The sequence below is a fragment of the Rhodococcus sp. G6(2025) genome (genome assembly GCF_058628105.1).
Genome location: NZ_CP179750.1, coordinates 4,719,302 through 4,736,599, shown reverse-complemented (window position 1 = coordinate 4,736,599; position 17,298 = coordinate 4,719,302). Strand labels below are relative to the sequence as shown.

The following is a 17,298-nucleotide window of genomic DNA, read 5'->3' as shown; positions in this document are numbered from 1 at the left end:
ACGTGGGATCCGATCGACGGTCACCGATTCATCTCGTGCCGGATCGCGTCCTGGACTTTCCCGTGAGCCACCGCGATACCGCCCGCGATATCGGTCAGTGTTCTCCGATGCTGGAGGCGCAACGGGTCGTTCATTACGCCGTCGTGCAGGTGTTGCCGATAGGGGAAGGCCGGGCGCGATTCGGTCTTCACGAGGTGCCGGTTGAACGTCCCAGTGAGCTGCGACAGCTCGTTGAGTCGTCGGTAAACGTCATCGCTGGCGACGACCCGCGCCTGGCTGAGCAGGGAATCGAACTCGTCGCCGCCGATCTCGTCCGCGTCATTCGGGTGCGATGCAGCCGAAGTCGTTGCGGTTGCGGCGAGGCGGGCCGTCGCTCGCAGCAGGTCGGCGTAGATCGCGAGCCGCAATTTCACGAGTTGGTCTCGGCGCGCAGTCTTGCTGCGCATGCGTTCGGTTATCCACGGTGAGAGGGCCGTGCCCACGATTCCGGCCACGCCCATCCACATGATCGCATTCACGATCAGTCTCCCGTCTCTTCTTGCATTCGTGCCGGAGACCTGCGGTCACATCCCGCAGCCTCCGCGTTACTCATTCCCGGACACTCTGGCGGCCGCTGTTCACGGCCGGTCCTGGTTCGTCGTTGTCGCCGAAGATCGTCTTGGCCTCGAGGTATTCCATCAGGCCGAACTTGCCGAACTCCCGGCCGTTGCCTGACTGTTTGTAGCCGCCGAACGGCGCATCGAAGGCCAGCGGAGCACCATTGAGGTGAACCATTCCCGTCCGCAGCTGTCGGGCCACATTCCGCGCCCGCTCCGGATCGCTCGACGAGACCATCCCGGACAGCCCATACGCGGTGTCGTTCGCGATGCGGATTGCGTCGGCCTCGTCCTCGTAGCCGATGAGCATCATGACCGGGCCGAAGATCTCCTCGCGCGCGATGGTCATATCGTTCGTCACGTCCGCAAAGACGGTGGGCCGGACGAAGTAGCCGGTGGACAGTCCTGCCGGGCGACCGACTCCACCAGCGACGAGTGTGCCGCCCTCTTCGATGCCGGTCTGGATCAGGCGCTGCACCTTGTCGAACTGTGTCTGTGACACCAGCGGTCCCACGGTCGTCCCCTCGGCCTCGGGTTGTCCGACCACGATCGACGCGGTGGCGGCTTTCGCGATCGCGATCGCATCGTTCATGCGGTCGGACGGAACCAGAATGCGCGAGGCAGCATTGCAGGACTGGCCCGAATTGACCACCACACCCAGCACGTCTCGGGTGATGACCTTTTCGAAGTCCGCGTCGTCCAGCACAATGTTCGCCGACTTGCCGCCGAGCTCCTGTGCAACGCGTTTGACCGTTGTCGCAGCGTTCCGAGCGACCTCGACGCCGGCACGCGTCGATCCGGTGAACGAGACCATGTCGATGTCGGGGTGCATCGAGAGTGCGGCTCCGACGGTAGGTCCGTCACCGTGGACAAGGTTGAAAACTCCGGCAGGGACTCCTGCTTCATGAAGTATCTCCGCGAAGATGATCGCATTGAGGGGCGCGATCTCGGACGGCTTCAACACCATCGTGCAGCCTGCGGCCAGCGCGGGCGCAACCTTCGCGGCGATCTGATTGACGGGCCAGTTCCAGGGTGTGATGAACGCACACACGCCGACCGGCTCATGCACCACCGTCGTCGTGCCGATCCTCTCCTCGAATTCGACCGCGCGCAGCGCATCGACGGCCGCTGTGAGATGCACCAGGCCGGACGGTGCCTGAGCGGTCGTGGCCAATGAAGTGGGTGCCCCCACTTCCTGGGTGATCGTCGACGCCAGGTCCGCCATCCGTCGCCCGTAGACCTCGATTATCCGATCCAGTAACGCAATCCGGTCGGCACGTGTCGTCGACCCGTAACCGTCGAACGCTCTGCGGGCGGCCATGACGGCGCGGTCGACGTCCTTCTCGTCGCCCAGCGCGATGGTGGCGACGATCTCTTCTGTCGCAGGGTTGACGACGTCGAGCGTGTCGGTGCCGATCGGGTCGGTCCATTCGCCGTCGATGTAAAACCTCTGGGTGTTCTCCATGGTGCTCCTCTGGTCGGCTGCTGCAGAAGGTGGGAAGGGTTGGGTATCGGATTCGGCGGGTGGCCTTCGGGTTTGCGATGGCGTCCTGTGTTGCACCGCTCTCGCATCCCGGGTCCTGACTGGTTTGCGTCGGAACGTTTCCGGCGCCTGATAACAATGACTCGCCGCAGCTCAGCCGTCTGTCCGCCGGCCGGGCCCAGTGGAGGATGAATGCGTTGTCCCCCAACCGGAGGACAACGGCGATTTCGGGTCGAGCGTTAGGAATACGAGGTGGTCGATCCATCCCCGCTGCTCGGCGGACGATGTTCCCCGAGAACGGAATTACGGTGTCGAGCTGCTGGTTCCAGCGCCGAACGTGTCAGCTTCGTTCGGACGAATGACCGGTTGGGTCCGACGTCACGATGCGGGATATCGACGATCAGACCGTGAAGCGGAGCCCTGTGCGGCGGATGGCGCGGCGTTACCTCGACGCACTGACCGACGAGGACCGCGCGGGACGTCGGAGTGCGGCCGCCGCCATGGTGAGCGCCACAGCATCCTCGGCGAGCGCGGCCTGCCAGTCCGGCATCCGCCGGCCGGCCCACTGCCGCCACCACGCGCCGCCGTAGGAGCCGGCGAGGGCACCGACGGTTCCGATGATCAGGGCCGACGCCGTGTCGGCCCGGTCGCGGTGGGCCAGCGCCGCGGCGCCTCCGCCGCCTGCGATGAGGCGTCCGGTGAGCGCGGGCTGGGAGAGGCGCGACGGTACGTTCGGGTTCTTGTCGGCCACCAGTTCGCCGCCGACGAGCGCCGTCGCGCCAACGACGCGGGCCCGGTGCGCCGAGCCCGGGGCACCCGACAGCAGTGCCGCCGCGATGCCCGTGGAACTGCGGAGACCGCTGGCCACGCCGATCACGGCCGACCGGGCAGTGCTCGACCGTTCCGCCGCCCGGCCCCTCCGGTGCCCCGTCGCCTCGTCCTGTTGCCGCAGGACTGTGGTGACGGTGGCGCTGTAGACGAGATGCGGCACGAGGTCGCTGAGCCAGTCCTGGGCGGTCCACTGCCGCGGGTCGCTGATGCCGCGCAGGGCGATCGGGATGTCGGTGGCTGCCATCGCGGCGAGACCGATCCCGATCGTTCCGGCGGCCGGGGTCAGGTGGGCGCCGGCGCGGCGGACGAGGGACGCGGCCACGCCGAGTCCTGTGCCGACGGCTATCCCACCGAGCGCACCGAACGCCGACCGCCGCGCCGCGAGCGTGTCACCGCGTCCCGGTATCGCGACGCCCAGAGCGGTCGCAACGGACTCGACCGTCTTCTCCGGAACGGTGCTTGCGGGGCGGCCGCGGATCGCCATGTCCAGGTAAGTGACGGCGTCGAGCATCGTGGTGCCTGCGGCACCTGCAACGATGCCGGTCGTGACAGCGTTCATCGAACTGCCTCTCTCGCGTGATTCGACGACGGGGTCGCCCTTCCCGGGAGCATCCCCCGGCGGCGTACCGGGCAAACGTGGACGGGTGTTGGGCGCGAGGCACGGCGGTATGCGGGCAGGAGTGAGCAGGACGCGATTGCGGGCGACGGTGACTGGTTCGGTGGCCGGGAACGTTGGCCAGGATCGTGCCGGCAATGGGGAGTCCGCGAGCGTGGCGACGCCGGATATCTTGTGGCGCAGCCAAGCGCAGCCCCCGCCAACGATCGGTGTCAGCTGGCAGGGGCGCTACACGGACAAACCGCGCGTAGTAACGAGCGGCGCATTAGTGATCTTCGTGAGCCGGGGCGCGGAAGTCCAGGGAGCGCGTTGACTCATCCAAAATGCCCGCGTAAGCCCCTTCGTTGCCTCACGTGAGAACGCCCGCGTAGCGGCGTGTCGATCACGTCGGTGTGGTGGTCGAGGGTAGGGCCGGAGGATGGGACTGACCATGGCTGAACGCAGAGCCGTCACCACGGCGATCGCGACCCGCTACAAGCGCGCCGACAAGCCGGGCAAAGCGAAGATCCTAGACGAACTGTGCGCCACGACCGGCTGGCATCGCGACCACGCCCGCAAGGCATTGCGGGCAGCGTTGATTCCGAAGGTGGTCCGTCCCCGAACCGGGCGCCCACCGACGTACGGGCCGAACGTTGTTGCAGCGTTGATCTTCTGCTGGGCGGTGCTGGGGATGCCTGCCGGGAAGCGGCTTGCGCCGGCACTGCCAGACCTCGTGCCCATTCTGCGTGCGTTCGGTGAACTCGACATCGACGACGCTACCGCACTGTTGCTGGTCGGCATGTCTGCAGCCACCATCGACCGACGGCTGGCGCCCGAACGCAAGAACCATGAACTCAAGGGCCGATCACATACCAAGCCCGGTTCCCTGCTCAAGTCCCAGATCCCGATCCGCACCTGGGCGCAGTGGGATGATGCGGCGCCGGGGTTCGTCGAGATCGACCTGGTCGGCCACGAGGGCGGCAACGCCGTCGGTGAGCACGCTTACACGCTGACGGTCACCGACATCGCCACCGGTTGGACCGAGAACCGCAGTGTGCGCAACAAGGCCCGCAAATGGGTCATCGCCGCACTCGACGAGATCGCTGCCATCATGCCGTTCCCACTCCTCGGCGTCGACTCCGACAACGGCAGCGAGTTCATCAACCACCACCTGCTCGACTGGTGCAACAGACAGCAGATCACCTTCACCCGCTCGCGTCCCGGAAACTCCAACGACGGGGCACACGTCGAGCAGAAGAACTGGGCCGTAGTACGCACCATCGTCGGCTATCTCCGCTATGACACCTCTGCAGAGTTGTTGCTGCTCAATCAGATCTGGGTTCTGCAGTCGCAGCTAACGAACTACTTCTACCCACAGCAGAAATTGGTGTCGAAAGAACGTGACGGCGCGAAGGTGACCAAGAAGTACGACATCGCCACCACTCCGCATCGGCGTGCAGACCAGCACGAGGCCGTCACCGGAGAGGACAAGGCCATCCTCGCCGACACGTACTCGACCATCAACCCCGCCGCCGTCCAGCGTCAGATCCAGGCATTGACCACCGAGCTCATCGCCCTCGCCACCGCCAAGAACACACCCACGAGGAGAGCCCCTCTCACGCGGGCACTTCTCGATGAGTCAACGAATCAGACTTCGCGGGCATCTTGACATGAGGCAACAGGGGGAGTGTGATCCACGCCATTGCACAAATTTCTTCACTCAGTATTACCGACCAGTAAGTGTATTTTTCGGGGTCGCACAAGGCGCGTGCGTGAATTGATCGGCACCGCCGAGTTCCAATCGGCCGGAGTCGAGGCGGGGATGAAATTTTCAAATCCATCAGTTGGGAGTTCAACATATCTGTCCGCCGATCCTGCTGTGCCGCAGAATGTCCGGCCGTCGCTCGGAGCTGTTCTGCGGAATCGAGGCACGCGGCGAGTTGCTCGCGGACCATTCGGTGCCTGCGCAGCGTAATGCTCGGTATGCAAAGAACAGGCACTGCGGTGTGACGTAGAACACGGCACATTCTCTCGGGAAGCATGGTGATCGGGAATGAGGTGTGGTTACACCCCTGCGTGGGACCCAAAAGCGGGTATGGGTGTAGGTGATTCGGCCGTTGTGCAGGTGTCGACGTCGGACGATTGTGTGTAGTGCACCGTCATCGACGTGGCGGTCGGGAATCTCTGCACGTGAAGGAAGAGTCGTAATGGCACGGATCAGCAAGAAACTGGGAGTCGATTTACTGGATGCGTTGCGTGTCAGTGTCGTTGGCACTGTGGTGTGTGCCGGACTGGTCATGGGTGTGATCGTCCTGGCGATGTGGAAGTTCCCGATACCGGGCGTGTAGACGCCTGTGGCTTACGGACCTTCGCCGGCCCCGGTAGGCCGGAGTGCAACACCGGGCGGCAGTTCGGCGATATAGCTGACGGGGGATTGGTTGTGCTCGTGGGTCCGGTGGTCGATGACCGGCACCTGTGACGGGCGTCGTGTGGAGTGGAAGGAATGAGAATGCTCGGGACGGGTACGGGTGCGATGGTTGGCCTACTGGTGGTTGCGCTGCTGGTGGTCCCCGTCTCGTTCGCTGTGGCGGCACGGGCGGATGCAAAGGCCCGCCGCCTCTCGGAGGCGCAGCCGTCCGACGCGGACCTGGGGCGAGCGGTCGCGGTCGCGGAAGTGGCTGGTCGGTTTGATCAGTGGCGGCAGCTCGCAACGCGCGCGTGGCTGATCTGCGGCGGCGCCTCGCTGGTTGCAGTCGTGGTCGTGGGTGTACTCGTCTGTATCGGGTAAGGGCGGCGCGGACCGGACTGCGCGATTCCGGTTCGGGGCTGTCCAGCTTCCGTGTCTCCGGAACCTCTCGACTGCCGTGACATGCGCGTCCCGGGATCGTCCGGGAGTGCGGTGGGCCCTCTGTAAGCCGAAGCGGCCCGGTCGGAGTGTTCTCCGCTCCGGCCGGGCCTCGCCGGGACGTGCAACAGGACGCCACCGCGCTCTGCATCGGACGACTGGGTCCGCGCCGGTGTGCCTGGTGGTTTGCCTGGCTGCCAATGCCTTCTCGGGCGTCGGAGATGGCATCGGCGACCGGTACTCGGTCTGTACTGGCGTGAGGAAATGCTAGATCGGCCGGCCGGTCGCATCGCGGGGATGTGATCCACGCCACACAGTTTTCCGTGTCGACCGAACTGGGCCGGTGACGATGAGGCACCGGCCCCAACTCGCGCCCGAGGACTTCTCCGATTCACACTGTTTGCCAAGTGAAGCCGTCGGGGTCAGTGAAGGGTTCGGCGTCGCCGCTGATGACGATCCGGTGGGCGCCGGTGCCGTCGGGGGAGACGCCGGCGTCCTTCGCGAGGGCGCGGCGCCCGTAGAGCGCGAGCTTGACGTTCGGGCCGGTGGCGAACTCGACGTACTTGCGACCGAAGCTTCTTGTCACTTCCAGTCCGTGGTCGAGGTAGAACTGCTTGCTTGCTTTGACGTCTTCGACGCCGAGCAGCAGGACGAGGTCCTCGATGTGCCGGGTCGCCGGCCCCGTGTTCTTCTTCGACGATGTCGCGACCTTCCAGAGCGCTCCGTCGGGACCCTGCAGGACACCGCCGTACCCCCACAGGCTCTTCTTGACTGGTTTGATTGTGGTGCCGCCATTTTCGAGGGCAGCCCCGACGTAGGCGTCGACGATGTTCGGCTGGGACATGACGAGCGAGAGGGTGTAACCGCGGAAGCCGGTGGTCGGTGCGTCCGTGTCGCGGGCACTGATGTGTTCATCGAGGCCGAGGGCCGCGTGGAAGGCTTTCGCGGTGGTGGGGTCGGGGGTTTCGAGGGCGAGGGATTCGATGTTCATGCGAGTGACGTTAATGTCGCCCGCGGGCAGTCGCTTCTCGATTCCTGATCAGTCTGCTCCATGGTTGCTCTGTGCGTGAGTGCACTACGGGTGCGTGCGCGACTCCGTCTTCCTGGCGCAGGCGAAGTGGCGGCCGTAGCGGAAGTGGAGTACTTGCGGACCGTCTCGAACTCGGCAGGTCCCACAGGCCCGGCATGCGAAGGCAGTCAGGCGACGCGGGAAACGAAAAATGTAACGCATCTGCGTGTGAATCAGATCACATGTGTGCGTGGTTGCTGAAACTGCGCGACCGCTCACGGCGGCGCCCCATTAGAAGCGACGAAGGCAGAATTCTCATGGCGACACCCTCGACTCCGACGATTTCCGTGTCCACACCTCGCACGCTGAGGCGGCCCAGCGCGATGAGCACCGCCGAAATCAAGGCGAGAATCGAAGCCATGTACGCCGACGATCGCCGGCCCGACACTCCGACTGCTCGCTGACACACTTCCGGTGGAGCACGGTCGCGGCGGCTATGAACTGCTGCCGAATGGTCCGGGCGGCGTCGCGACGGGGTAGGCCGCGACGTCCATGATCACCGAGCCCTCGCACGGGCCACTGTCGATGTCGGTACGCCAGGAACCGGTCAGCGTTCCGTCTGGTTGCGGTGTGTAGTACGCAACCGAGTGCGCCGGTGCCCACACCTTCGGCACCCCCTCGCCCTGGTAGCAGTCCCACTCCCAGTCGTAGGTGTGGACCCAGCTGGTCCCGTCCCAGGTGTACTGCGGCGGTAGCGGCAGTGTCGGGTTGGCTGGTGTGGGCCCATCTGTCACGGTGGCCACGCAGGTGTCGTCCGCGCAACTGGTCTCGAATGTGTACGTATCGGCGAAGTCGGGCTCCCACTGCCGCGCGGCCAAGCTCGTACCGTCCTTCGTCGCGGCGAAGCGCTTCACCGAGTACTCGCCCGACCAGGACGGCTGCGTCGGTGCCGCCCCCGCGGGCATGGCCGCGAAGACCGTCCCGGACGCAATCAACGCGACAACCAGCAGTGATTTGCGCATGACGAGATTGAATCACAGGTATCGGCGGTGTCCGGGGTGATAGACGGCTCGGGTCTGTCGTATGTGAATGCAAGGATGGGTGCATGAGTTCTTGTGGATGGCGACGCCCGCTTCGGCGGGCGAGGGATGCGGTGCTCCAATCGCCGCCCCGGTCCGTCCTCAATCGGGGGTAGCGGGCTGGGGCGCATGAGCGCTGAAAGCCACCGCCTTGTCCCGTACCGATGCACATTCTCCTGTCTGGGTTCGTCTTCGCCGTGGCGAACTTGCCGTTGAACCGTGGCACGCCGACTGCCATGACGTCTGCGACCTCCCTGAGCGGATTCAGGGAGGTCGGGCCTGGTTGCTCGCAACGAAGTGCTTCTGGGCTTTCGCGTACACGGGCACCGGGATTTGCTCGTGCACGCTGTGCCACGACGGTGAGGGCCATGCTCGTGATCTGCGTCGCGAGCGTCGCCGTACCGCTCGCAACCTCGCGGAGGGGTATCGCCGGTGGGATGCCGGTGACACTACGGCTTTCGACGACATCGTTGTCGCGCATCGCAGACGGGATTGGTGGAAGTGATCACTAGCGCAGTCGTGTTCGGTGCTGGTGCCGGCGCGGGCCTGGACGCAGCCCGGACGGGTGTTAGTCGTTGGCGCACGGCTGTTTCGCGTTCGTGATCGGCTCGACGCATCCGTATCCAGGACTGTGCGGCGGCCCGGGCGCAGTCGTTGCGGGCGGCGAGGGCGACAATGCGGTGGGCTCGATCCCGAGGATCTGTCGAACAGGGCGCGGATCGCTCGACATTCTTCCAATACGGTCGAATTCGCCTGCAGGTGGACGCCATTCGGGGTGGTAGCGAGGAGGAGATCCTTGTGGATAGGAGATCCGCGCCCCTCATCCGTGCAACTCGCTGCGAGAGTACAAGATCGAGCACGTCGCACACCGCGGACCGTCCACAGCCACAGGACACCGCGACCCTCTACCAGTCGGTCAGGTGGCCAAGGTGGTACTGACGATCCCTGGGTAGTCGTAGGCAACAAGCCTAACGTGGGGCTATGGAACTTGGACTGCACATCGCCGACTTCACCTTTCCGGACGGACCGTCGACCCTCGCGCACGACTTGTCTCGCATTGCCGTCACCGCCGAGGACGTGGGTTTCGCCAAGATCAGCGTCATGGATCATCTCTGGCAGATCGAACCGGTAGGACCGATCGACACCGAGATGCTCGAGGCCTACACCACTCTCGGCTACCTCGCTGCCGTCACGAAGAAGGTGGACTTGCTGGCCTGGGTCACCGCGACTGTCTACCGCGAGCCAGGCCTTCTCGCCAAGGCTGTGACCACGCTCGACGTCCTGTCCAAGGGTCGGGCATACCTGGGAATCGGCGCCGCCTGGAACGAGGACGAGAGTGTGGGACTCGGGCTCCACTTCCCGCCCACGGCCGAACGCTTCGAACGACTGGAGGAAACTCTGCAGATCTGCCTGCAGATGTGGAGCGAGAACGACGGACCGTTCGAGGGAGCGCACTACCAGCTCGGCCGCACGCTGAATGTGCCGCAGCCGCTGCGGCGCCCACACCCGCCGATTTTGATCGGCGGCGGGGGTGAGAAGAAGACGCTTCGGCTGGTCGCGCAGTACGCACAGGCCTGCAACCTGTTCGGTGGACCCGAGGTCGCGCACAAGCTGGAGGTGTTGAAGAGCCACTGCGACGCTCTCGGAACCGACTATGACGCCATCGAGAAGACCGTGATGTTCCCACTCGACCCGGGTGCGGGCGGACAGAACGTGGACACACTGTTGGGTCAGCTCGAGGACTTGTCGAAGCTGGGAGTCACCCACGTTCACGGATGGGTGCCGGACGTCGCGTCGATCACGCCCCTCGAGATCTTGGGCGAGCGCGTGGTTCCGGTGATCGCGGACTGGTGATCCCTCCGGCGCACGGATCGCCTGATCCGGTCGTCCGCGGTAGCGCCGCCAGGCCTCGGTGGAGTGCATGGTGGCGAAGCTTCGGAGAGGCCGATGGTGGACGGAAACTGGACGTCGAGGCGCGCAGCCTGGTCCCGGCGAACGCGACCGATGGGCACGTGAACCGCGGAGTGTTCGCATGGTGAACCAAAGTGGTCGAAGTGAATCAAAATCGGGCGCTTGAATATGCTCTGATGATGTCGCACCTAACCTGGACTCGACGCGAGACCGATAGCCTCACGAGGAGCCTATCGACCTCGGAACGAACTGACGCGGGAGAACAACCATGAGCGCCGATAAGCATCCAACCATCATCTACACGCTGACCGACGAGGCGCCGTTACTCGCGACCTACGCCTTCCTGCCGATCGTGCGCACCTTCGCCGGTGCCGCAGGCATCGAGGTCGAGTCCAGCGACATTTCGGTACCGGCGCGGATCCTGGCCGAGTTCCCCGACCGCCTCACCGAAGAGCAGCGCGTCCCGGACAACTTGGCTGAGCTGGGTCGGCTGACGCAACTGCCCGAGACCAACATCATCAAGCTGCCGAACATCAGCGCGTCTGTGCCGCAGCTCCTGGCCGCCATCAAGGAACTGCAGGGCAAGGGCTACCAGATTCCGGACTTTCCGGAAGCCCCCAAGACCGACGAGGAACGCGATATCCGGCAGCGCTACGGCAGGATCCTCGGCAGTGCGGTCAACCCGGTCCTGCGTGAGGGCAACTCCGACCGCCGCGCACCCCGGGCGGTGAAGGAGTACGTCCGCAAGCACCCGCACAGCATGGGTGAGTGGTCGATGGCCTCGCGCAGCCACGTCGCGCACATGCGGCACGGCGACTTCTACCACGGCGAGAAGTCGATGACACTGGACCGGCAGCGCACGGTCCGGATGGAGTTGGTGACCAAGAGCGGCGAGACGATCGTCCTCAAGGAGGGGCTGACCCTGGGCGAGGGCGACATCATGGACAGCATGTTCATGAGCAAGAAGGCCTTGCTCGACTTCTACGAGGAGCAGATGGAGGATGCGCGCAAGACGGGCGTGATGTTCTCCCTCCACGTCAAGGCGACGATGATGAAGGTTTCACACCCCATCGTCTTCGGTCACGCGGTGAAGACCTTCTACAAGGACGCCTTCGCCAAGCATCAGAAGCTGTTCGACGAACTGGGCGTGAACGTCAACAACGGCCTCGTCGATCTCTACGACAAGATCGAGACACTGCCGAGCACGCAGCGCGAGGAGATCATTCAGGACCTGCACGACTGCCATGAGCACCGTCCGGAGTTGGCCATGGTCGACTCCGCTCGCGGCATCTCGAACTTCCATTCGCCCAGCGACGTCATCGTGGACGCCTCGATGCCCGCGATGATCCGCTCGGGCGGCATGATGTACGGCGCAGACGGGCGACTCAAGGATGCCAAGGCGGTGATGCCGGAGTCCACGTTCGCGCGCATCTATCAGGAGATCATCAACTTCTGTAAGACCAACGGCGCGTTCGACCCGACGACCATGGGCACCGTCCCCAACGTCGGGCTCATGGCGCAGAAGGCCGAGGAGTACGGCTCGCACGACAAGACCTTCGAGATTCCGGAGGACGGCGACGCCAACTTCGTGGATGTCGAGACCGGTGAGGTGCTTCTCACCCAGCACGTCGAGGCTGGTGACATCTGGCGCATGTGCACCGTCAAGGACGCGCCGATCCGCGACTGGGTCAAGCTCGCGGTCACCCGGGCACGCAACTCCGGCATGCCGGTCCTGTTCTGGCTCGACCCGTACCGCCCGCACGAGAACGAGCTGATCAAGAAGGTCGAGCTGTACCTGCAGGACCATGACACCGAGGGCCTCGACATCCAGATCATGTCGCAGGTGCGCTCGATGCGGTACACGCTGGAGCGGCTGATCCGCGGGATGGACACCATCGCCGCGACCGGCAACATCCTGCGCGACTACCTCACCGACCTGTTCCCGATCCTGGAACTCGGCACGAGCGCCAAGATGCTGTCGATCGTGCCGCTGATGGCCGGCGGTGGCATGTACGAGACGGGCGCCGGTGGGTCGGCGCCCAAGCACGTCAAGCAGCTTGTGGAGGAGAATCACCTGCGATGGGATTCGCTCGGTGAGTTCCTGGCGCTGGCCGTCAGCCTCGAGGACCTCGGCATCAAGACCGGCAACGAGCACGCCAAGATCCTGGCCAAGACGCTCGACGCGGCGACCGGCAAGCTGCTGGACGAGAACAAGAACCCGTCGCGCAAGACCGGCGAGCTCGACAACCGGGGCAGCCAGTTCTACCTCGCGTTGTACTGGGCACAGGAACTCGCCGCGCAGACCGAGGACAAGGAACTGGCGGAACGTTTCGCCACGCTTGCCGAGGCGTTGACCGAAAACGAGGAGACCATCGTGCGGGAGCTCATTGAGGTGCAGGGCTCGCCGGTTGACATCGGCGGCTACTACCAGCCGGACAGCGAGAAGGCCGACGCCGCGATGAGGCCGAGCAAGACTTTGAACACCACGCTGGCGGCCGCGCAACAGTGAGCCCGAACCGCTGAACCGCCGGTTCGGCACCTGTGCACGGGTCGAACACTGGTGCGGGGCAGGGCCCTGGCCCTTGTGGGTCAGGGCCGCCCCTCCAGCGACCCTGTGACCGCCAGGTCGTCGAGCAGCCCCAAAAATGCCCGGGCACAGGGGAGGTCGGCAGTGGCCCCCGCCACGGTGGGCCAGTCGACCTGCTCGCGCAATGCGCGGGCGACCGGCAGCATCGGCACGAAATCACACCGATGGGAACCGAGACGACGGAGTTTGTCGATCATCAGATCGGTTCCGCTGAGGACCGGTGCCCAGATCTGCCCGATCCGCATCGTCTCGGCACGCTCGAGGAGTCCCTCCCCGGTCCCGGTGGTAGAGGCCGGATGCAGCAGGGTGACCCGGAGGTCACTGCCGACGAGCCGTCGTGACCCGAGTCGGGAGGAAACGATGGACCGCATCCCACCCGCAGCCAACGCGGTCCGTGCCTCGGTCAGGTGTTCGTCCGAGGCGATGATGGTCACCTGGTGCTCGGCTGGCGGTCCGCCGCGAGCGTGGACGGCGCAGTCCCCGCCGACCGCGAACGGCACGTCAGCGGCCGAGAGGATGTTCACCGCCCGCCCCAGCGTCCGCATCAGCTGGGCTTCGCGGGCCGCGACTATCCGAACGGTGGGGTAATCCTCCGCCCGTGGGGAACACTGGCGCGGCGGATGCTCGGTGGTCATGACCGGTGGATACCCGGCGTCGCAGACCTCAACCGTGCCATGGGTCGTCTCGCTTCACGGAGAGCGGCCACGGGAAGTAGATCGACGGATCTTCGTGAGGGGCGCGTCCGCCTGCGAGCTTGTCACCGCAGGTGGCGATAGGGTTCCTGCCGATGGCTACGTCGGTGGCGCGGTTCTTCGCCTCCACCGAAGCTGCTAGTCGGATTGGTTGAGGGTGTCCATGATGCGGTCGTGAATCCAGGTTTCGAGCTTTTGGCCGGCGGCGTGGGCGGCATCGTGGGCGCGGGCTTGGAGAAAGCTGACGCAACGGTGTCACGACGGCATCGTTGGCCGAGGTACCTGCGCCGTAATCGACACCTTTGCCGGAGCCAGCGCAACGTGTTGATGAGGTGGATGGGGTCCGGCCGTGTCCCCTTGCACCCACTGGTTACGCCGAGTCTGCGCCGACGGTGGTGCGGAACGGGCCGGGTCGGGCATGGATGTTCCAGAGCCGATCGGCCAGGGCGTCGGGGGCGTAGAGCGGGTCGCCACCACCGATCGCGCCGGGGATAGTGAGCTGTTTGACGTGAGTGTTCTGGGGTGTGAGGGCCTCGTGGAGCATTGCGCCGTAGTCGGTTTCATCGGCGAGTGCGGTCGAGGTGCCCGCGACGTCGCCGTTCGGTGTTGCGGCGCTGGAACCGTTACCGTGAATCCCTCCCGCCCGAAGCATCGGGCCGTCGCCGCGCCGAGCCCGGGTCCGGGGCCGGGGCCGATGATTGCAATGGTCGTTTTCGACAGGATGGAGTCGCCGAAGCGTTATTCGCCGGTGGTGTGGGCCGGGTGGTCGGCTGCGGTGGTGACGGCGAGGTTGGCGGCGGCCCAGTTGGCGAGCAGAGTCATGGCGTCGGCTGACGGGCTGCCGCGTTCGACGCTGTAGAGGGTCAGGACCAGGCCCGGGTCGGCGGGCAGCGGCATCGTTTCGTAGTCGATGGTGATGTCACCGACGACGGGGTGGTGGAAGGTCTTGGTGCCGGTGTAGTGCAGGCGCACATTGTGCTTGGCCCAGCGGACCCGGAATTCATCGCTGCGGGTGGATAATTCACCGACGAGGTCGGAGATGCCGCGGTCGTACGGGTCGCGGCCGGCGTCGGTGCGCAACAGATTGACCGCGCCGTCGGCCATCTGGTCCCAATCGGGATAGAACTCGCGGGCACGGGGGTCGAGGAAGCAGAAGCGGACGAAGTTGACCGCCTTGCTGGGATCGGGGTGCAGTTGGTCCGGGTAGAGGGGCGAATAGAAGGCGTAGGCGAGCTGGTTCGCGGCGACGAGGTCGTGGCGGGCGTTGCGTACGAATGCGGGCCCGGTGTAGCCGTCGAGGAGTCGCTGCACCATCGGCCGCACCGCCTTGGTGCGGCGTGAGCGGACTCGTTGCGGGCTGCTGAGGGCGCTGCGGTGCAGGTCGAACAGATGGGAGCGTTCGGCGTCGTCGAGTTCGAGGGCACGCGCGATGGCGTCGAGCACGGATTCGGAGATGCCGTTGACCTTGCCGCGTTCGATCTGGGTGTAGTAGTCGACCGACAGCCCGGCCAGGGTGGCGACCTCTTGGCGGCGCAGCCCGGGGACACGGCGCTTGGCGGCGTCGTAGACCGGCAGACCGACGTGCTCGGGGGTGATCTTGGCCCGCCGTGACGAAAGGAATTGGCCGATCTCGGCGACTCGGTTGGTGGACTCCATACAACCGAGGCTACGACCTGCGCGTCGGCGGTTGCCAGGTGCTGTGAGGGGGGTGCTGCTAGCACCCCCCCTAATCTTCGCCTCCCACGCGAGCGGTTAGCGGCGTTGCATGGATGCTGCGAGCACGGAGGTGCTCTGCGACCGAATCCTTCGATATCGACGAGGTGACATGACCACGCAAACGCCTGTTCAACCGAGCACCAGCACCAGCACTGGCCTACCTGTGCTGGTGTATGTGCTGGCGGCCGGGATCTTCCTGATGGGCACGACCGAGTTCATGGTCGCCGGACTGTTGCCCGACGTCGCCGCGGATCTGGGTGTGGATATCGCCCGGGCCGGGTTGCTGGTCACGGCGTTTGCGGTCGGCATGATCATCGGCCCGCCGGTGATGGCGCTTGCCACGCTGCGGTTGCCCGCCCGGGCGACCTTGATTGGGGCGCTGGCGGTGTTCTCCGCCGGGCACGTGGTGGCGGCGGTCAGCGACTCGTTCACCGTCGTCACCGCCTCCCGCGTCCTCACCGCGCTGGCGACGGGCACGTTCTGGGCGACCGGTGCGGTGGTGGCGGCCGCGGTCGCCGGACCGGGGGCGAGCGCGCGGGCATTGGCGGTGCTCTCGGGTGGGTTGAGCCTGGCCGTGGTCGCCGGTGTCCCGTTGGGCACCTTCGCCGGTCAGTTCACCGGGTGGCGGGGCCCGTTCTGGATGCTGGCAGTGCTGGCGGTTCCGGCGATCGTCGCTGTTCTTCGGTTCGCTCCGGGCACCGCGACCGGGGACACGGTGAGTGTGTCGGCGGATTCGGAGATCTCGGCAGTGCGGCCGTGGCGGGTGTGGGCGGTGCTGGGGGCGATCATGCTGGCGCAGGCCGGGTTCCTCGGCGCCTACAGCTTCATCAGCCCGCTGCTGACCGACCGCGCCGGCATCTCCGCCGCGCTGGTGCCGCTGGTACTTGTCGGTTTCGGTGTCGGCGCCCTGGTGGGGACCGCGCTGGCCGGTCGGATCGGCGACCGGTGGCCGCTGGCGACCATCGCCGCGGCGGTGGCACTGACCTCGGTTCTGCTGCTCGTCCTGGCAGCGACCGCAGGCCACGGGGCGATCGTGGTGGGTCTGATCATCGTCCTGGGTGCCTCCGGGCTCGGGGCGAACCCGGTGCTGATTGCCCAGACCATGCGATTCGCCGGACATGGCTCCCGGCTGGCGTCGTCGCTGGCGACCGCGGCCTTCAACCTCGGCACCGCCGCCGGAACGGCGTTAGCCGCGACCACCTTGTCGACGTCACTGGGTGTGGTCGGGCCGGCGGTCCTCGGCGCCGCGATCACGGCCACCGCGCTGATACCGATCGCACTGCTGGCGACCACCCGGGCGCGTCCTGCCGCCGGCAACCCGCCGCCCCGACCCACCCACGAGGAGACGCTGCGGGTCCCCACGTCCGTGAGCTAGAGCGTGGCTGAACACCGCTACAGGAGAAAAACCATGCGCCCCATGATCACCGGGCTGGTCGTCCTCGCGACAGCCGTCACCGCCGTCGCCGGGCTCACCGCCTGCGCGAGCACAACGGACTCGGCAGAAAACAGTGCGCCGTCGGCGTCACCGACCGCGCAACCTGCGACGTCGCAACCTGGTCAGGAAGGACCGTTCACGCAGATTCGGTTGAGGATCGGCGCCTCGGAGGCGACCGCACGACTCTACGACAACGCCACGGCACGAGACTTCGCATCCCTGATACCGGTGACGATCACCCTGCACGACCTCGGCGGCCGCGAGAAGGCCGGACCGCTGCCTCGCGAGCTCGCCGACGGTGCGGGCCAGAGCAGCTACCGGACCGGGCAACTCGGCTACTGGCCACCCACCAATGACCTGGCCATCTACTACCGCGACGACGGTTTCACGATTCCCGATCCCGGGATCGTGATGATCGGCGAGATCGACACCGGACTCGACGCCATCACCGACGCCGACGGCAACGGCACCCTCACCATCACCGCCGCCTGATCACCCCAACGACCGAAGAGGACCACC

The 17,298-nt window shown here is 65.7% G+C and carries 15 protein-coding genes; 7 read left to right on the top strand and 8 right to left on the bottom strand.

Features of this window, described 5'->3' with window-relative positions:
* Window positions 1-20: 20 nt before the first annotated feature.
* From ACLIVD_RS21705 to ACLIVD_RS21695, 3 genes are all read right to left on the bottom strand, one after another.
* Window positions 21-518, bottom strand: a complete 498-nt coding sequence (locus tag ACLIVD_RS21705; protein ID WP_283336759.1) for a hypothetical protein — start codon at window positions 516-518, stop codon at window positions 21-23.
* A gap of 70 nt (window positions 519-588) precedes the next feature.
* On the bottom strand, window positions 589-2,061 hold the full coding sequence (locus ACLIVD_RS21700; protein ID WP_283336760.1) for an aldehyde dehydrogenase family protein: 1,473 nt from the start codon (window positions 2,059-2,061) through the stop codon (window positions 589-591).
* Between the two features lie 460 nt (window positions 2,062-2,521).
* Entirely contained in the window at window positions 2,522-3,469 is a 948-nt protein-coding gene (locus tag ACLIVD_RS21695) for a hypothetical protein (RefSeq protein WP_283336761.1), read from the bottom strand.
* Window positions 3,470-3,944: 475 nt separating this feature from the next.
* Here ACLIVD_RS21695 and ACLIVD_RS21690 point away from each other — a divergent pair, with 475 nt between their 5' ends.
* From ACLIVD_RS21690 to ACLIVD_RS21680, 3 genes are all read left to right on the top strand, one after another.
* Window positions 3,945-5,174, top strand: a complete 1,230-nt coding sequence (locus ACLIVD_RS21690; protein WP_164060291.1) for a DDE-type integrase/transposase/recombinase — start codon at window positions 3,945-3,947, stop codon at window positions 5,172-5,174.
* 538 nt (window positions 5,175-5,712) lie between these two features.
* Window positions 5,713-5,853 carry a hypothetical protein gene (locus ACLIVD_RS21685; protein ID WP_283336762.1) on the top strand — a complete coding sequence of 47 codons (141 nt, stop codon included), beginning with the start codon at window positions 5,713-5,715 and terminating at the stop codon, window positions 5,851-5,853.
* A 161-nt stretch (window positions 5,854-6,014) separates the two neighbouring features.
* Entirely contained in the window at window positions 6,015-6,293 is a 279-nt protein-coding gene (locus ACLIVD_RS21680) for a hypothetical protein (protein ID WP_283335276.1), read from the top strand.
* A 448-nt stretch (window positions 6,294-6,741) separates the two neighbouring features.
* Here the strand turns inward: ACLIVD_RS21680 and ACLIVD_RS21675 are convergent, their stop codons facing one another.
* Window positions 6,742-7,341, bottom strand: coding sequence for a VOC family protein (locus ACLIVD_RS21675; protein ID WP_283335277.1), 600 nt, complete (start codon window positions 7,339-7,341; stop codon window positions 6,742-6,744).
* 512 nt (window positions 7,342-7,853) lie between these two features.
* Window positions 7,854-8,381 (bottom strand): Rv2253 family sensor-like surface protein, encoded by a 528-nt coding sequence (locus ACLIVD_RS21670; protein ID WP_283335279.1) that lies wholly within the window; start codon window positions 8,379-8,381, stop codon window positions 7,854-7,856.
* 1,038 nt (window positions 8,382-9,419) lie between these two features.
* Here ACLIVD_RS21670 and ACLIVD_RS21665 point away from each other — a divergent pair.
* Together ACLIVD_RS21665 and ACLIVD_RS21660 are read left to right on the top strand one after the other, a co-directional pair.
* A complete protein-coding gene (locus ACLIVD_RS21665; RefSeq protein WP_283335280.1) occupies window positions 9,420-10,292 on the top strand; it encodes an LLM class F420-dependent oxidoreductase in 873 nt (290 codons plus the stop codon).
* 325 nt (window positions 10,293-10,617) lie between these two features.
* Window positions 10,618-12,858 (top strand): NADP-dependent isocitrate dehydrogenase, encoded by a 2,241-nt coding sequence (locus ACLIVD_RS21660; RefSeq protein WP_283335282.1) that lies wholly within the window; start codon window positions 10,618-10,620, stop codon window positions 12,856-12,858.
* Between the two features lie 80 nt (window positions 12,859-12,938).
* Here ACLIVD_RS21660 and ACLIVD_RS21655 read toward each other — a convergent pair whose 3' ends face one another.
* The 3 genes from ACLIVD_RS21655 to ACLIVD_RS21645 form a co-directional block, all read right to left on the bottom strand.
* Entirely contained in the window at window positions 12,939-13,571 is a 633-nt protein-coding gene (locus ACLIVD_RS21655; RefSeq protein ID WP_283335283.1) for a hypothetical protein, read from the bottom strand.
* 427 nt (window positions 13,572-13,998) lie between these two features.
* Entirely contained in the window at window positions 13,999-14,280 is a 282-nt protein-coding gene (locus tag ACLIVD_RS21650) for a hypothetical protein (protein ID WP_491930634.1), read from the bottom strand.
* Between the two features lie 86 nt (window positions 14,281-14,366).
* Entirely contained in the window at window positions 14,367-15,284 is a 918-nt protein-coding gene (locus ACLIVD_RS21645) for a helix-turn-helix transcriptional regulator (RefSeq protein WP_491930633.1), read from the bottom strand.
* A gap of 169 nt (window positions 15,285-15,453) precedes the next feature.
* Here ACLIVD_RS21645 and ACLIVD_RS21640 point away from each other — a divergent pair, with 169 nt between their 5' ends.
* Together ACLIVD_RS21640 and ACLIVD_RS21635 are read left to right on the top strand one after the other, a co-directional pair.
* Complete coding sequence (locus tag ACLIVD_RS21640; RefSeq protein WP_491930632.1) at window positions 15,454-16,719, top strand: MFS transporter; 1,266 nt, start codon at window positions 15,454-15,456, stop codon at window positions 16,717-16,719.
* Between the two features lie 33 nt (window positions 16,720-16,752).
* The gene (locus ACLIVD_RS21635) at window positions 16,753-17,271 is read left to right on the top strand and encodes a cyclophilin-like fold protein (protein ID WP_283351934.1); all 519 of its coding nucleotides are present in this window, start codon (window positions 16,753-16,755) and stop codon (window positions 17,269-17,271) included.
* Window positions 17,272-17,298: the final 27 nt, after the last annotated feature.

What these genes read in the sequence shown, in the direction of transcription:
- ACLIVD_RS21660 (WP_283335282.1), top strand. Translation starts at nt 10,618, where the DNA reads ATGAGCGCCGATAAGCATCCAACCATCATCTACACGCTGACCGACGAG.
- ACLIVD_RS21695 (WP_283336761.1), bottom strand. Translation starts at nt 3,469, where the DNA reads ATGAACGCTGTCACGACCGGCATCGTTGCAGGTGCCGCAGGCACCACG.
- ACLIVD_RS21665 (WP_283335280.1), top strand. Translation starts at nt 9,420, where the DNA reads ATGGAACTTGGACTGCACATCGCCGACTTCACCTTTCCGGACGGACCG.
- ACLIVD_RS21650 (WP_491930634.1), bottom strand. Translation starts at nt 14,280, where the DNA reads ATGCTTCGGGCGGGAGGGATTCACGGTAACGGTTCCAGCGCCGCAACA.
- ACLIVD_RS21675 (WP_283335277.1), bottom strand. Translation starts at nt 7,341, where the DNA reads ATGAACATCGAATCCCTCGCCCTCGAAACCCCCGACCCCACCACCGCG.
- ACLIVD_RS21690 (WP_164060291.1), top strand. Translation starts at nt 3,945, where the DNA reads ATGGGACTGACCATGGCTGAACGCAGAGCCGTCACCACGGCGATCGCG.
- ACLIVD_RS21685 (WP_283336762.1), top strand. Translation starts at nt 5,713, where the DNA reads ATGGCACGGATCAGCAAGAAACTGGGAGTCGATTTACTGGATGCGTTG.
- ACLIVD_RS21635 (WP_283351934.1), top strand. Translation starts at nt 16,753, where the DNA reads ATGCGCCCCATGATCACCGGGCTGGTCGTCCTCGCGACAGCCGTCACC.
- ACLIVD_RS21655 (WP_283335283.1), bottom strand. Translation starts at nt 13,571, where the DNA reads ATGACCACCGAGCATCCGCCGCGCCAGTGTTCCCCACGGGCGGAGGAT.
- ACLIVD_RS21645 (WP_491930633.1), bottom strand. Translation starts at nt 15,284, where the DNA reads ATGGAGTCCACCAACCGAGTCGCCGAGATCGGCCAATTCCTTTCGTCA.
- ACLIVD_RS21680 (WP_283335276.1), top strand. Translation starts at nt 6,015, where the DNA reads ATGCTCGGGACGGGTACGGGTGCGATGGTTGGCCTACTGGTGGTTGCG.
- ACLIVD_RS21670 (WP_283335279.1), bottom strand. Translation starts at nt 8,381, where the DNA reads ATGCGCAAATCACTGCTGGTTGTCGCGTTGATTGCGTCCGGGACGGTC.
- ACLIVD_RS21640 (WP_491930632.1), top strand. Translation starts at nt 15,454, where the DNA reads ATGACCACGCAAACGCCTGTTCAACCGAGCACCAGCACCAGCACTGGC.
- ACLIVD_RS21700 (WP_283336760.1), bottom strand. Translation starts at nt 2,061, where the DNA reads ATGGAGAACACCCAGAGGTTTTACATCGACGGCGAATGGACCGACCCG.